Below are 15075 nucleotides of genomic sequence, written 5' to 3'. Positions count from 1 at the left end.
TTAGCGGTAAGAGTCACTCCGATGCAACCGGAACTCGCGAATCTGGAGTGAAAATGAACTGGAGTCAGGACTGCAGTTCGACGCCAATCTGATAGATCTCTTCGGTATCGAGAACGAGATCATTGGCTTCGAAGAGTTTACGGATGGCGGCTTTGTGAATTTTCATCTTAGTCCCGCCGACCCCGATGGCACCGAAACAGATTTTTCCGTCCCGCTCGGTAGCCTTGTCCATCACGTCGACATCTTCGATGCCGGCAGGTGGAACCGCGTTTAGGTCGATGACAACTTTGAGATTCTTCAGCGGCTTCCAGCAGGCTGCGGGTAACAGTTGCACGCCGGCTGCTCCGGCGGAGATGATCAGGCTGGTATCCTGATTGGCGGCTTCCAGTTGTTTGTGATCTTTAAGAGACAGCGGTTGCACCCGGGCGTCTTCGACGAGTCCTGTAATCGCATCACAGGCAGCCTGGGCGCGTTCTTCCGAACGGGAGGCGAGGACCACTTCAGCGCCACGACGGGCCAGCAGTTGTGCCGCACGGAGACCGACGGGGCCGGTGCCGCCGAGCACCAGCGCTTTGGTTTCGGAGAAATCGAGATGCTTATCTGCCGCGAGCACGGCTGCAGCTGCGGTGGTATTGCAGCCATTGGAATCCATCATGACCGAAACCCGCACGGGTCCAAAAAATGTTTCCTGAACTTTCCGTAGCAGGTTTTCACCCGAATGGGTATCACTGCCGCCGATAAAGAGTGCGGTATTTTTGAGATCTTCCGGTCCGCGGGTAAACATGGCACCATGCACGAGTGCTTCGACGTTGACGGGAGTCACTTCGTGGTAGCTCATCAATTCATCCACGCCGGCATCAATGGCGACGACGCGATCAAACGTGCTGGCATGTTGACTGGAATCCAGTTGAATCAGTATTTTTTTCATGAGAGTTCTGCAACCTGATCAATGCGAAACTGGCAAATGGAAAAACCCCTGTTCGATGCGAACAGGGGTCTGAATTCGATCTATCCACTTAGAGCGGAATGATCAGCCGGCGTAGAAGGGGTGAGATGCTTCACTCTTCTTGGCGATCATTTCATCAACAGAAGGCTCATTCTTCATGGCCCGTGCGATGGCTTCTTTGGTGGCTTCGTAGTTGTAATCGAAGATCTTCTTGTCGTCGTCAGCTTCCCAGTGGATGAAGACGCCACAGACGATGACCAGGTCTTCGCACTGATCTTTGGGGATCACGCCAGCTTCAACGCTGTCTGCAACAGCTTTGGCAACAGCATACTGAGCAGGACCAAACATCTGAACGGCCTGCTTGGCACCTTTGATGGTCACTTTGGTAACCATGACGGTAGCGGGCTTAACGGCCAGGTTGGGTGTCAGAACAGCCAGCAGGTTGCTGTGACCCATTTTCTGGCTGGACAGGGCGTTTGCAAAGGCAGCCCCGACAGGGCCGTTTTTGTCACCAATCAACAGATCGATATGAGCAACTTCATTACCTTCACCGACAAGTGACTCACCGACAAACATAGACATTCTTCGTTCTCCATTTCATATGAGGTTTGCTTCGATATGCTTTCAGCACAATTTGAAAACGGATCACGAATACCGCAGTCCTGAACGGACGGCGAAACAAACTGCGAAAGTCAGGTTCGCCTTGGATCATTCGTAGCCTGTATCAAGTAATAACAATTTAAGAACGGGATTGCCAGTAAACGGCTGACATTCAGTTTAAATCCTCGTAAAATTATCATGTCCCCAGACCCCGACCCCACACTCATGAATAGCCAATTCACACACTCTGAAACCGACGCAGCTACCCTGCTGATTGTAGGTGCCAGTACGCGCGCTGCTGCCGCCTCTGCGCTTCGTGCGGGCATGCGTCCCGTGTGTGTCGATCAGTTCGGCGACCAGGATCTGCATGCCCTGGCCCGTGTGATTCCCCGGACATCCGCACCGGATGACTGGCTGCACGAACTGGTTGCCCTGGAACCAATGGAATGGATCTTTACGGGTGCGGTGGAGAACCAAAGCGAACTGATCACGCAGATCAGCGCGCAGCACAAGCTAAGAGGTTGCGATCCTGAGTGTCTGAGTCGGGTGCGAGATCCATTTTTTTTAGAGACGTTGCTGTCCGAAAATTCGATCCGCATGTCTCCCTGTCTGCCTGTGGAAGCGAAACCTGCCGATGCGAAAAACTGGCTCCTGAAGCCACTCGAGAGTGCTGCTGGCCAGGGGATTTATTTTATGGGCGAACGTCCTGGGGAGAACGCAGCGTCCGGCGACTGTTATCTGCAGCGGTATCAGTCGGGAGCCCCCTTGTCGGCGCTGTTTATCGCCTTTCCGGAAGCGGTCGTTCTGGTGGGAATGGCACTGCAGTTCTGTGGAAACCCGACGCTGGGGGCTGCTGCGTTTCAGTTCTGTGGCGGAGTGACTATCTCGCCGGTCCCAGATGGTTTGCGATCCGATCTCGAAGAACTGGGCACCACCGTCGCCCGGGGTTGCGGGATTCAGGGTCTTTTTGGCTGTGATCTGATCGGGAGCCCGGACGACGAAGAGCCGCTCTGGCTGACCGAGGTCAACCCGCGGTATACCGGGCTGACGGAACTGTTTGAGCTGCAATCCCAAGTGCCGCTATTGGGCTGGCACTTAAAAGCCTGTCGCTCGTTTGCAGATAATTCAGCAGAGCCGGCTGCCGCTGGTGAGTTAAAGACACAACTCGGACGGGCCTTGCGAGAGCCATTTCAGCAAATCTCGAAAGGAATCCTGTATGCCCAGCGGGACCGGACGGCTCCTGAGATTCGTTTCTCGGGCATCCCGGACGACTGTTATGCGATCCCCGAAAGCGCCGATCTTCCCTATCTCGGTACTTTGATCCCTCGAGGAACGCCGTTCTGTTCGGTGTATGGGACGGGCAAGAATCCCCGGGAAAGCCTGCAGGTCCTGGCGAGGCGGGTCAACAAATATCAGCAGTTACTGGCATCAGGGGAATTGCCGGAAGAGTCTGGTGACAATCCGCATACCAGCCCGGGAACAGTAAAGGAACCGGAAAATCTGTTTTTTTCACGTTTTTTCTCAAGCGTCCCGGGAAGACTTTCGTTTCTTGAAGAATCTCCTGATTGACTATAAAATCAAATTCAATCGCGTTCCGCGTTTCGGATTGAGTTTGCAAGGTCTTCCGGGCCGGGTATAGTCGATACTTACGTGTCTGGTTTTCTCTGAAACGACTCCAGTATCAGCGTTCAAACAGACGACATAATATTTCACAGATGATCGACCGTTCCGGTTCATCAAGCAGTATGAAGGAAAAAGTCAGGACCGATGGCCAAGTCAACAGACATCAAAATTGTTGAGGCAAAATTTTCAACGGAACAAGTTCCCTTTCGCACACCCCTGAAATTTGGTGGTCGGGTGATGGACAGCAGCGTGCTGCTGAACGTGGAAGTGATCGTTGAAACACGCTCAGGAAAACAGGGCATCGGAATCGGCAGTATGCCGGCCGGGAATATCTGGGCCTGGCCTTCCAGCGTGGTCAGTCCTGAAGATGCACTGAAAGCGATGATCGAGTTTCTGGAAGAAGCGGTGGAAATCGCCAATATCTGCCCGGAAATCGCTCATCCCATCGACCTGATGTATCACATTTCCGCTGAATACCACTTCATGGCCAAGAAAATTGCCAAGAAGCTGGGACTGGAAGAAGAGATCCCCGAACTGGCTCAGTTGGTCGCATCCAGCCCCCTGGATGCCGCGATTCATGACGGTTTTGGCCGGGCCAATCATATCAACAGCTACAACGGTCTGTCTTCCGAGTACATGATCCATGACCTGACGGAGTACCTGGACGATCAGTTCGCCGGCGAATACCTGGATCAGTACACGCTTCGCGATCCTAAACCGACTCTCCCACTGTACCACCTGGTGGGAGCCCTGGATCCAATCACCGAAGCTGACGTCGCCGAGCGAATCGACGATGGACTGCCGGAAACTCTGGGCGAGTGGATCAAGGCTGACGGTTTGACCCACCTCAAGATCAAGCTGTCAGGGGACAACCTGGACTGGGACATCAGCCGTGTGATTGCGGTCGAAAATGAAGCCGCCAAAGCCCAGGCTGAGCGGGGACAGGATAACTGGTGCTACTCACTCGACTTCAACGAAAAGTGTGAGAACGTCGATTACGTGCTGGACTTTCTGAACAAAGTCCGCGAACAATCCCCGGCTGCCTTTGATCGGGTGCAGTACATCGAACAGCCGACCAATCGGGATCTCAAAGCCAACCCCGAAAATAAAATGCATGAGGCTGCCAAGATCAAACCGGTGGTCATCGATGAATCACTGGTCGACTACGAATCGCTGCTCTTGAGCCGCGATCTGGGTTATTCCGGCGTGGCACTCAAAGCCTGTAAGGGACAGACTGAATCGCTGTTCCTCGGGGCCGCTGCCCAGAAATTCGACATGTTCCTCTGCGTGCAGGACCTGACCTGCTGCGGTTATTCGTTCCTGCACTCCGCAAGCCTGGCCGCCCGTATTCCCACGGTTGCGGCGATTGAAGGCAACGGACGGCAGTACTGTCCTGGACCGAACAAGAAGTGGACCCGCTCGTATCCCGGGATGTTCAAACTCACCGATGGTACAGTAAAGACCGGTGAGCTGAACGGAGACGGGCTGGGCTTCTAAGCTACTCTCAGCATCACTCTCGTCTTACCAGGACCGATTGCGCTGCTGGTACATCTGGAAGTTGAAGACGCCGAAGAGTGCAAACATGATTCCCGCGTAGCGCATATGCTGTGAAAAAAAATAAACGGCCAGACCGCCGGCAACGACCATCGATATCTGCAGCGCCAGGATATCGCCCCGGTAACGTTTGACCGACTTGCAGATATCTTCGCAGATGTGTCCGCCATCCAGTGGGAGTACCGGTGCCAGATTTATCAACCCCCAGTAGAGGTTGATAAAGATCAGGTCATAAAAGGCGAGCGCAATATACCCTCTCGCCTGCGGACTGAATCCGTCCCAGAGGCCAAAGCGGATCGAATAATAGCGGAAGACCCACACGATGCCGAACAGGATGAACCCGGCCATCGGGCCAGCGGCGGAAATGATGATCGAGCGTTGTGTGGTGAGCCCCGAATATGGCTGATAGACGGCCAGACCGCCGAAATGGTAGAGGATAATCTGGGGAGGCCAGCCGAATATTTTAGCCATAATGGCGTGTCCCAGTTCGTGAACCAGGATGGAGACGAACACGCAGGCAATCCAGATCCAGGTAAATTTCAGATCATCTGGATTCCAGCCCATGAAGGCGGCCACAACCCAGAACAGTGGATGCACGCGGATCGGAATGCCAAATATGGAAAAACGTAAATCAAATTCTGTGGGAGCGACATTTCCCAGCATCAGCTTCACTTTCTATTGTTGTATTGATCCCGGAGTGGAAGTTTCAATCCGGTTTAGAGGACAGCATATCGACTGGTCAACAGAAATGCACTCCTGCATGGTCCGGACCGGCGGCGGCACTGTAGTCAGGTCCTGAAAACAGGGCAATTGCAGTTTGGATGTCCAAAATCGGACAAATTGACTGTATTTGACCCGGTCCACACAGTTTAGGGTACAGATTTCCTGCACGAAAAATCAGGGGGAGACCTGAATTCAATGGACTTAACATTGACGCATCTCACGAAAAGGATACGATTTGCAGTCAGATGGGCAGTGGGTCGCACAAGCTCTGACTCTGAATGAATCCTGACCGATTTCTCAGAGCACTGCGGGGATACCCCGCGGGAGAAGAATTGACCAGACTACGACAGGTGAAGTGTCGCAACGAAAGACCATTTTCGTTGCAACACTTCGTCACAGGATGGGTTGTGCGGCCCGCTGGCCATTGTTTTGCGCTGACCCGCTTTTGATCCGCATAGCATTGAACTGACTCCAGGTTATTCGAATGGGCTTATTTGATTTTATTCGCCAGCTCTTCGGGTCCCCTCCCGACCGCTCCGGTCAGGCAGCGGCTCCCGATCCTGTCCCCGAGCCGGCCCCCCACGAACCACCTCAGAAGCGACGCCCCGTCCGTCTGCATCCGCTCCGCTATCCCAAGAGACGACCACGGACTGAATATATTGTTGAAGAGGTCCCTGCGCCTCCCTACGAGCTCGCCCGCTACGGTGCGATGACTGGTCATTATTTTGACATGACCCAGGATACGGATGCAGAGCAGTTAAGCCGTCATGACCTGCCTCAGTTTGCGACGCCATTGGAACTGGCACAGTGGCTGGAAATTCCGCTGGGAAAACTCGCCTGGCTGACGCATCGTTACAATCACAGCGACGGCCCAGAAGATGTGAATGAGTCGCACTACACTTATCGCTGGTTGCCCAAACGGAACGGGTTCCGGCTGATTGAAGCGCCGCGTCCATTCATCAAAATGGCGCAGCAGCAGATCCAACAGGAAATATTAAGCCGGATCCCCATGCACCATAGTGCACACGGGTTTGTCTCGGGGCATTCCCCCGTGACCAATGCCCGACCGCATGCAGGCAAACGGGTGGTGTTGAAATTCGACCTGGAAAACTTCTATGCGAGCGTGAAGTTCTCGCGCGTGGTTTCAATTTTTCGCAGCCTGGGTTACTGCCGGGAAGCTGCCCTCTGGCTGGCGCGTCTGACGACTTCAGCGATCCCGGCGAACCTGCCCTTTCCCGATGGGACGCTGCGGCCGCTGCTTCCCTATCTGTCACGTCACCTGCCACAAGGGGCACCAACGTCCCCTGCTCTGGCGAATCTGTCAGCCTACTCACTGGACGTACGACTGTCAGGACTGGCACGATCTTTTGGAGCCGATTACACACGCTATGCAGACGACCTGACCTTCTCGGGGTCGGAGGCATTTCTGCGTTCGCTGAAGGTGTTCATCCCGCTGGTCCAGCAGGTGATCCGTTCGGAACGCTTTCAGGTGAATCTGTCGAAACGGCGGGTAATCAGAAACAACCAGCGGCAGACCGTCACGGGCGTTGTTGTGAACGAACACACGAATGTCTCCCGCAAGGAATTTGACCGTCTGAAAGCGATTCTCACGAATTGCATCCGCCAGGGTCCGGAGACGCAAAACCGGGAACAACATCCTGATTTTGCAAATCATCTGCGAGGCAAAATTGCTCATGTGCAGCAGCTCAACCCAAATCGTGGTCAGCGGTTACTGCATCTCTACGAACAGATTCGCTGGTAAGCGCAACACGCGAATCTGCCTTGTCTCAGTGACGCTTTATGCGACATAATAGAGGCCCGGTCTCAGTTGCCAATCCGGTTTTTCGAGGCCTTTTTTTGATCCCTGCTGAAGAATCGTTCGTTCTAATCAGCAGGGAGACGAATTCATGCTGACGCCCTTCGACCAGATTGGATTTGCTGTGGGTGGATTGATCAGAATCCTGTTTTCCTATTTAAGCCCCATGTTTCCCTACCTGCGAAACGTGTTGAAACCTTTAACACGTTTCTTTGTGGGGCTGATCGCAATTCCTGTTTTTCATCTGTTCATGAACAAGGTCGTACGGGTTCAGGAAATTGATGAAGAGCTCGAGAAAGACCTGGAACAGTGGTTTCGTGGTTCTCTGCTGCTGCTGGTTGCAACCAAAAACATGGAAGCAGCGCTCTTCTCCTGGCTGCCCAATGTGCAACCCGAGGAGAGTAGCAATCCGGTTCTAATGGGTTTCCGGATCATGCTGGTGATTGGTGTGATTGAAGTGATGCCCGACCAGGAACTGTTCTCGATTATTCACCCTGGCCCCCCGAAACTGGAGTTATCCCGGGAGTACGGAATCTGGCGTGAGCTGAAAGAAAAATGGCGAGCCATTCTTAAAGGTTTTGTCTGCCAGCATATCAATCGTTCGTCACCCGTCTTTGCAATCCTGTCTGCGATCGCCGTCGATACCGTGGGTTGGGTCTGTTACGGCATGGCGATCGCCCAGTATCTGATCATTGGCCTGGTGACCTCACGCGATCGCGCGTTGGATGTGCTTTCAGAATTTGACCGCCAGGTCAACCAGCGGCGACGGGAACTGATAGAAGAATTCGACCTGGATGAATCCGAAGTTGAAGCAGCGGACCGTAAAAACTGTGCTGAGAAACTCGAGAGCGAGACAACGCCTGCCGAGGCGGACACCGATCAGTCGAAGGCGTCCGCCTGAGCGACTATTCGTCGTCCTCTTTTTTCTCAGCAGCTTTCTTCTTAGTCGCTTTTTTGGCGGCTTTTTTCTTGGTCGTCTTTTTCTTGGCAGCTGCTTTTTTCGTAGTCTTCTTTGCGGCTGATTTTTTGGTCGCCGTCTTCTTCTTGGTGGCTTTCTTCGCCTTTTTCTTGATGCCCTTCTTAGCCGCTTTGGCTTCCAGCCATTCGACGGCCTGTTCCAGGGTTACGTTTTCGACCTCGTATTCCTTGGGAATCGTGGCATTGATCTTTCCGTGTTTCACGTAAGGTCCGTAACGACCATCGAAGATGGCGACCTGTTCTTCGTCCTCGGGATGTTTACCCAGTTCGCGAATGGGAGTCGGGGCACTGCGCCGGCGGGCCTGCTTGAGCAGTTCGACCGCACGATCCAGTTCGATGGTCAGCACGTCGTCATCTTTGGTCAGTGATTTATAAACCTTGTCATGCAGGACGTAGGGACCGAAGCGTCCGATGCCTGCGTTGACCTTCTTACCGGTCTCGGGATGCTCACCCAGGAAACGGGGCAGGCTCAGGTATTTCAGAGCTTGATCGAGGTCGACGTCATCCGGGTCCACGGTTTTCGGAATACTGACCCGTTTTGGCTTGGGGCCGTCTTCGGTCACATCGCCCAGCTGCAGGTACGGTCCAAACGGGCCGTGCAACTTGTAAATGGGTGAATTTTCTTCGGGGTGCATCCCCAGTGCCTTGGGACCTTCGCTCTTCTGGCGAATCAGTTTCTGAGCCAGTTCGTTGGTCAGGTCAGCCGGGGCGATGTTTTCGGGAATGGATGCCGATACGGGCTCTTCCACGTTTTCATCGGTAACGTACGGTCCGTAACGACCGACACGCACTGCAGACTCGATGCCATCCAGATCCAGCGTACAGATTTCGCGGGCATCGATGGTCTCTTCCTTGGTTTTGACCTGCTCGTCGAGCCCTTCCTTACCCCGGTAGAAGTGATTCAGATAAGGCAGACGATCCCCTTCGCCGACAGCGATGTCGTCCAGTTCCTGTTCCATGGCAGCGGTGAACTGCAGGTCGACCAGGTTCGGGAAAAACTTTTCCAGGAGTCGCGTGACCGCCAGCGCGGTGAAGGTCGGAACGAGCTGACTACCTGATTTGTTGACGTAGCCCCGGTCCTGAATAGTACTGATAATGGAGGCGTAGGTACTCGGACGGCCCACCCCTTCGCTTTCCATCTTGCGGACAATCGTGGCTTCCGTGTACCGCGCGGGGGGTTTGGTTTCGTGCTTGAGCGGTTCGACCTGGCTGGGATCCAGCTTCTGATTTTCTTCCAGTGGCGGCAGCATGGATTCACTGTCGTCCAGTGCAGCTTCGGGATCGTCGACCCCTTCCACGTAGGCACGGAAGAAACCGGGGAACTCGACATGGCGGCCGGTAGCCCGGAATTCAGCGTCGTCTGCTGTAATCGTAACGGTCTGGAAGCGGAGGCGGGCTTCTTCCATCTGGGTGGCCATCGTCCGTTTCCAGATCATGGCGTACAGCTTAGCCTGTTGTCCTTTGAGGTTCAGTTCCTCAGCGGTTTTCATCAGTTTACCTGCGGGACGGATCGCTTCGTGTGCTTCCTGAGCCCCCTTGGAACTGGTCTCGAAGCGGCGGATGTCCTGGCTGAGGTAATCCTGACCGTAGAGATCTTCAATCCGCTGACGGGCACTCGTGATCGCTTCGTTGGAGAGGTTCACACTGTCAGTACGCATGTAAGTAATGTGACCGTCTTCGTAGAGCCGCTGGGCGACCTGCATGGTTTCCCGGGCCGACATGTTCAGCTTCCGGTTCCCCTCCTGTTGCAGCGTACTGGTGGTGAACGGTGCGGGAGGTTTGCGTGACTGCATCCGCTGTTCGACGGAGGTGACGGTCCAGTCCGATTTTTGAACGCGTTCCAGGAGTTCTTCGGTCTGCTGTTCGTTGAGCAGCAGGACATCGGCGCCCTCTTTGAGTTTCCCGGTGGATTCGTCGAAGTCTTTACCACTGGCGACTTTCTTACCGCCGACGGTCATCAGCATCGATTCGAATTCGGCGCCTTCGTCAGTTTTGAGCAGGGCTTTCAGGTCCCAGTAGGTACCGCTGCGGAACGCCAGTCGTTCCAGTTCCCGCTGAACCAGGATACGAACCGCGACAGACTGCACGCGACCGGCGGAGAGTCCGCGGGAAACTTTTTTCCACAGTAGGGGACTCAGTGTAAACCCATACAGACGGTCGAGGACCCGGCGGGTTTCCTGTGCGGAAACCAGGTTCAGGTCGAGTTCACGTGGATTTTCGATGGCTTCCTTGATGGCTTCTTCGGTGATTTCCGAGAAAACCATGCGTTTTACAGGCACTTTGGGTTTGAGCAGCTCGGTGAGATGCCAGCCGATGCTTTCTCCTTCGCGGTCTTCGTCGGTCGCGAGAATCAGCTCTTCAGCGTCCTTTAAAGCATCTTTGAGTTCTTTGACCGTCTTCTTTTTTTCCTTGGGAACCAGGTAATAGGGTTCGAATTCCGATTCAACATTGACCCCGAGGGTGGCCCATTTGTGTTTCTTCTTGAATTCGGAAGGAACATCGGAAGCTTTGGCGGGCAGGTCGCGCACATGGCCCATGCTGGCCAGTACCTTATAATCACTGCCTAAATAGCTGCCGATTTTCTTCGCCTTGGCAGGTGATTCCACGATCACCAAAGCTTTCAGCTTTTTCTTTGCCACCAGATCTATCCTTCCTGGAAAACCGACGTCAACCTTGTCACCAGAGCTCTCCCGGCTACAATACGCGGCTCAATGTACTTCTGACAGAGACTGTTTTGAATCGTTGCTGCGGATTCCTTTGATCAATTTCATCCGGCAATCCATAACCGCGATAAAAGTCCCTGTCAAGCCTGTAATTATTTTTTCACAGCGGATCGTGATCCCCAAACGGGCTGTTTTCGGCGTAAGATCAGGTGGGAAACCGCAGGATTCTTTCAGAGAAGACTTTCACGAATTGCCGGAATAAATTACAACACATGGATTAAACGGAAAACTCTTTTCCGAACGGGAGATACGAATCCCGCCGGAGGGCACCGGGGTAACCCTGTTCTTCCGGAAACTGACGACAGGAAATCGATTTCGTTCGACTTGCAGACTCAAGAAGGAAACAGCATGGCCTCGCCACTGGAATTGTTTCGTAAAAATCAAAAAGTATTAATGGTCCCCCTGACCATTCTGGCCATGTTCGCATTTATCGTGCTGGGCCAGATGAATGCAGACCAGGTCCCGCCGATCCTGGGCATGCTCTTCGTGGGACCTTTATTCTGGTTCCTGGGAAAAGACCGTGGTAAAGGAAAAGAGTTTGCCGCCGTCGGAGTCGTGGTCGGCTTTCTGCTGGGCTACATGTACATGCCCCGGATGGGAACCGCGAATGTCGTAACCTCCACCGCAGGCGAAATCGACCAGCAGCAGTACCAGATCATGCTGCAAAACCGACAGATCGCCAATCAGTTCGTTGCCCAGTCGTATTTCGCTTCACTCACTGAAGAAGAAATGCAGAGCGCACGGGTGCCGCAGGGTGCCTTGTTCGGTTTCCCCTTTGTGCAGAGCACCGAAGACGACATGATTCTGGAATTCCTGCTCCGTAAAGAAGCAGACCAGATGCAACTGGTGGTCTCTGACGATGCCGTTTCCAATTACATCTCACGCTATACCAATAACAAACTGAGCCAGGACGCTTTCAAACGGGTCTGCCAGCAACTGGGTGTCACCCAGGGCCGGATCTATGAAATCCTGCGGGACCAGCTCAAGGCCCGTCTCGCCTTCCAACTGAAGAGCCCTGAAGTCTCGCTGACCCCGGATCAGTACTGGAACTTCTATCAGAAATTCAACGTACGCGAAGAACTGGAAGTGGCAGCCCTGCCGGTCGAAGATTTCAAGAAAGAGATCGCCGAACCGACTGAAGCCGAGATGAAGGCATTCTACGAAAATTACAAAGCGGTCATGCCCAACGAAAAAGGTCCGGGAGCACCGGGGCTGCTGCAGCCTCCCAAAGTGAAAGTCGAATACCTGCTGGCCGACTACGAAGAGACCGAAAAGCAGGTAAAGGCTGTTACAGAAGCAGAGATCAAAGCGTTCTACGAAGAGAACAAGGAAACGCTTTACAAAAATAATCCGATTCCCAACGATCCGAACATGAACTTCCCGGGAGCTCCTGTCGCTCCGCAGGGAGATCAACCGGTCGAAGCACCTAAACCTGTTGCACCTAAACCAGCTGCTGAAGAGAAAGCACCTGCGAAGCCAGAGGCTCCCAAGGCTGGTTCGGCAGAGAAAGCCAAAACACCGGCTCCCAAGGCTGAGGAAAAACTCAAGCCCGAAGCGAAACCGGAAGCAGAGAAACCCAAAACAGAATCGAAAGACAAAACAAGTGCTCTCGATTCCAACCAGACAATTTTCGTAGCACTGCTGGATGAAAAGCAGCCTGCCAAGAAAGAGTCTGCAGCCAAGGAACCTGCGAAAAAAGAAACGGCTCCCGCTGCAGAAACGAAGCCAGCTGATAAGCCTGCCAAACCAGCTGCGAAGCCTGAAAGCAAACCAGCACAGCCAGCTGAGAAACCTGCTGACAAACCGGCAGACTCTCAACCGGAAAGTGCGACGACGGCTGCTCCTCCGCTGGAACCTTACCGTCCACTCAACGATGAGTTGAAAAGTGAAATTCGCGATCAGCTGCTGCGGGAACGCACTCTCGAGCTGATGCAGCAGAAGAACAACGCAGCCGCGACCTTCATGAATGACTTGAGCTACAAGATCAACAGTCCTGCTACTGGTGAGAATCCTCCGACCCCAAAGGAGATCACCGAGCAGCTCAAGAGCTATGCAGCCAAGAACAAGCTCGTGTATAACATCACCCCCATGATGACCGCCCGGGAACTCATGGAGTCTGAGAAATACCCGCTGGGTACCGCACGTGAGCCCACCCTGAATGAATTCACGGCGCAGCCGCGAACCGTGCTCGAGCAGCTGTTCGGTACCCCCATGGATCAGCTTTACACGACTTTCGAAGCGGAAGATTCCTTCTCCAGTGCTTTGATTTCTTACTGGAAAGTCGCTCATACCGACACAATGGTACCCAAGTTCGACGATCCGGAAATCAAGCAGGAGATCATTGCCCAGATCAAAACTGAAAAAGCCCGTCCGCTGGCTCAGAAACGGGCAGAAGAACTCAAGGCTTTGATCACCAAAGCGAAAGACGAAGACATGCAGACTGCTCTGAAGGGGCAGACCATCACCGGTAAAAAAGAGGGAACGGAACTGTTAACGCAGACCACCGAATCCTTCAGCTGGATGCGGACCTCAACCGCCGGTGCAAGCAACCCGTTCGCTTTCCCCCGGCCTGAACTCTCGACGATCTCTGCCATCGATGGAGCCGGCAACGACTTCATGGAACAGGTCTTCGACAACATGCAGGAAGGGGATGTGGGCGTGGCTCTGAATGCCGACAAGTCGATCTGCTACGTGGTCAAAGTCATCAACCGGATTCCGTCCACACCGGGCGGCCAGACTGCGATGTACCAGGAATTCCTGAAAACGGACCTGTTCTTCTTCTTCTCACCTTACCTGCCGATGGCCCAGCAGGAGCAGGTGCAGACAATCCAGAACTGGGGCAAAGATCTGCTGGCGAAGTACAACGTCCAGAAGCACTTTGAAACCATGGATCAGGAAGTCGAAGTCGTTCAGGAGTAATCCTCGAACAGGATCACAGACACAAATCGGTTGTATCGGCAGACGGTACAACCGATTTTTTATTCCCTGACAGCGGACTGATTTTTCGTAAAACCGGCTGGACAAGCGAAAAAAAGGCGTTTATTTCTATAGAGGTACCGTCGGATCTGACTCTGTTTTCCGGTTCCACAGAAGGACGCCGGTGAGAACGAGCCAGCCACGAAGATCCAGGTAACTCAAAACGTACTCACCACCTACGTTGTATTTTCAACACTTACCAGTTAAAAATGGACAAATCTTCCAGTTGTCTGCCGACTGGGACCGTATCAATAAACGAGGCGGTCCGGCGGACGGACCGGACTGGAACATCCATACTGTTGAATCAACCACGAGATAATCATCGGGAGAATTATTCTAATGTCGGAACAGGTTCAGCAAGCTCCTGCCGGGTCAGCGACGGGCACGGCTTCCGAAAACATGATCGAGGCGATCGGGCTGAGTAAGTTCTATGGCCAGTTCGCTGCAACCCGCGATGTGACATTTTCCGTACCCCGCGGCCAGGTCGCAGCATTCCTGGGACCAAACGGTGCAGGCAAATCGACTACGATGAAACTGCTGACCGGCTTTCTGTCCCCCAGCGAAGGACAGGCCCGCGTCGGCGGGTTTGATGTCAGCACGCACCGGATTGAAGCCAGTCAGAAACTGGGCTATCTACCGGAAAACGGTCCACTCTACGAAGAAATGACGCCGCTGGGCTTCCTGAAATACGTGGGTGGCGTGCGGGGCATGTCGAGTGCCGAGCTCAGTAACCGACTCGAGTTTGTGATGGAAAAGTGCGACTTAAGCACCGTCTGGAAAAAGCCGATTCGCAAACTCTCCCGCGGTTTCCGGCAACGTGTGGGCATGGCCCAGGCCCTGCTGCACGATCCAGACATCCTGATTCTGGATGAACCGACCAGCGGTCTCGACCCCAACCAGAACCAGTCTGTTCGAGACCTGATTCGCAGCCTGGGGAAAACCAAGACCATTCTGCTTTCGACTCATATTCTGCAGGAAGTCAAAGCCGTCTGCAGCCGCGTGATCCTGATTAACCAGGGTTCGGTTGTATTCGATGGCCCTGTCGATGAGCTGGGTAACAGTCAGGAAGACATGGAAGAACGCTTCCACAAACTGACACACGCATAATTTCATTTTCACCGACCAATTTCGTTATC

10 protein-coding genes are annotated in these 15075 nt (G+C 53.7%); 6 read left to right on the top strand and 4 right to left on the bottom strand.

Annotation, left to right across the window (positions count from 1 at the left end; genetic code table 11):
• Nucleotides 1-64: 64 nt before the first annotated feature.
• Complete coding sequence (locus RID21_RS23270) at nucleotides 65-928, bottom strand: NADP-dependent methylenetetrahydromethanopterin/methylenetetrahydrofolate dehydrogenase (RefSeq protein WP_350193059.1); 864 nt, start codon at nucleotides 926-928, stop codon at nucleotides 65-67.
• Nucleotides 929-1030: 102 nt separating this feature from the next.
• The gene (gene fae, locus RID21_RS23265) at nucleotides 1031-1528 is read right to left on the bottom strand and encodes a formaldehyde-activating enzyme (RefSeq protein WP_155363878.1); all 498 of its coding nucleotides are present in this window, start codon (nucleotides 1526-1528) and stop codon (nucleotides 1031-1033) included.
• A 243-nt stretch (nucleotides 1529-1771) separates the two neighbouring features.
• Here fae and RID21_RS23260 point away from each other — a divergent pair, with 243 nt between their 5' ends.
• Nucleotides 1772-3115: an ATP-grasp domain-containing protein gene (locus RID21_RS23260; RefSeq protein WP_350193057.1), complete on the top strand. Its 1344-nt coding sequence runs from the start codon at nucleotides 1772-1774 to the stop codon at nucleotides 3113-3115.
• A gap of 198 nt (nucleotides 3116-3313) precedes the next feature.
• Nucleotides 3314-4666 carry an enolase C-terminal domain-like protein gene (locus RID21_RS23255; RefSeq protein WP_350193055.1) on the top strand — a complete coding sequence of 451 codons (1353 nt, stop codon included), beginning with the start codon at nucleotides 3314-3316 and terminating at the stop codon, nucleotides 4664-4666.
• 24 nt (nucleotides 4667-4690) lie between these two features.
• Here the strand turns inward: RID21_RS23255 and RID21_RS23250 are convergent, their stop codons facing one another.
• Nucleotides 4691-5386, bottom strand: a complete 696-nt coding sequence (locus RID21_RS23250; RefSeq protein ID WP_350193053.1) for a M50 family metallopeptidase — start codon at nucleotides 5384-5386, stop codon at nucleotides 4691-4693.
• Nucleotides 5387-5930: 544 nt separating this feature from the next.
• Between RID21_RS23250 and RID21_RS23245 the strand changes: the two genes are divergently transcribed.
• Both RID21_RS23245 and RID21_RS23240 read left to right on the top strand, forming a co-directional pair.
• Entirely contained in the window at nucleotides 5931-7208 is a 1278-nt protein-coding gene (locus tag RID21_RS23245) for a reverse transcriptase family protein (RefSeq protein ID WP_350193051.1), read from the top strand.
• Nucleotides 7209-7353: 145 nt separating this feature from the next.
• Entirely contained in the window at nucleotides 7354-8163 is an 810-nt protein-coding gene (locus RID21_RS23240; RefSeq protein WP_350193049.1) for a DNA topoisomerase I, read from the top strand.
• A 4-nt stretch (nucleotides 8164-8167) separates the two neighbouring features.
• Here the strand turns inward: RID21_RS23240 and topA are convergent, their stop codons facing one another.
• Nucleotides 8168-10864: a type I DNA topoisomerase gene (gene topA, locus RID21_RS23235; RefSeq protein ID WP_350193570.1), complete on the bottom strand. Its 2697-nt coding sequence runs from the start codon at nucleotides 10862-10864 to the stop codon at nucleotides 8168-8170.
• 447 nt (nucleotides 10865-11311) lie between these two features.
• Here topA and RID21_RS23230 point away from each other — a divergent pair, with 447 nt between their 5' ends.
• Together RID21_RS23230 and RID21_RS23225 are read left to right on the top strand one after the other, a co-directional pair.
• On the top strand, nucleotides 11312-13882 hold the full coding sequence (locus RID21_RS23230; RefSeq protein WP_350193047.1) for a SurA N-terminal domain-containing protein: 2571 nt from the start codon (nucleotides 11312-11314) through the stop codon (nucleotides 13880-13882).
• Nucleotides 13883-14278: 396 nt separating this feature from the next.
• Complete coding sequence (locus RID21_RS23225; RefSeq protein WP_350193045.1) at nucleotides 14279-15046, top strand: ABC transporter ATP-binding protein; 768 nt, start codon at nucleotides 14279-14281, stop codon at nucleotides 15044-15046.
• Nucleotides 15047-15075 lie beyond the last annotated feature (29 nt).

Source organism: Gimesia sp., from assembly GCF_040219335.1.
Taxonomy (GTDB): Bacteria; Planctomycetota; Planctomycetia; order Planctomycetales; family Planctomycetaceae; genus Gimesia.
Note: the sequence above shows the minus strand (reverse complement) of the source record. Positions and strands in the feature narration are given on the sequence as shown.

Excerpts from the sequence above, each read along its gene's own strand:
- RID21_RS23270 (WP_350193059.1), bottom strand. The coding sequence starts at position 928 with ATGAAAAAAATACTGATTCAACTGGATTCCAGTCAACATGCCAGCACG.
- fae (WP_155363878.1), bottom strand. The coding sequence starts at position 1,528 with ATGTCTATGTTTGTCGGTGAGTCACTTGTCGGTGAAGGTAATGAAGTT.
- RID21_RS23260 (WP_350193057.1), top strand. The coding sequence starts at position 1,772 with ATGAATAGCCAATTCACACACTCTGAAACCGACGCAGCTACCCTGCTG.
- RID21_RS23255 (WP_350193055.1), top strand. The coding sequence starts at position 3,314 with ATGGCCAAGTCAACAGACATCAAAATTGTTGAGGCAAAATTTTCAACG.
- RID21_RS23250 (WP_350193053.1), bottom strand. The coding sequence starts at position 5,386 with ATGCTGGGAAATGTCGCTCCCACAGAATTTGATTTACGTTTTTCCATA.
- RID21_RS23245 (WP_350193051.1), top strand. The coding sequence starts at position 5,931 with ATGGGCTTATTTGATTTTATTCGCCAGCTCTTCGGGTCCCCTCCCGAC.
- RID21_RS23240 (WP_350193049.1), top strand. The coding sequence starts at position 7,354 with ATGCTGACGCCCTTCGACCAGATTGGATTTGCTGTGGGTGGATTGATC.
- RID21_RS23230 (WP_350193047.1), top strand. The coding sequence starts at position 11,312 with ATGGCCTCGCCACTGGAATTGTTTCGTAAAAATCAAAAAGTATTAATG.
- RID21_RS23225 (WP_350193045.1), top strand. The coding sequence starts at position 14,279 with ATGTCGGAACAGGTTCAGCAAGCTCCTGCCGGGTCAGCGACGGGCACG.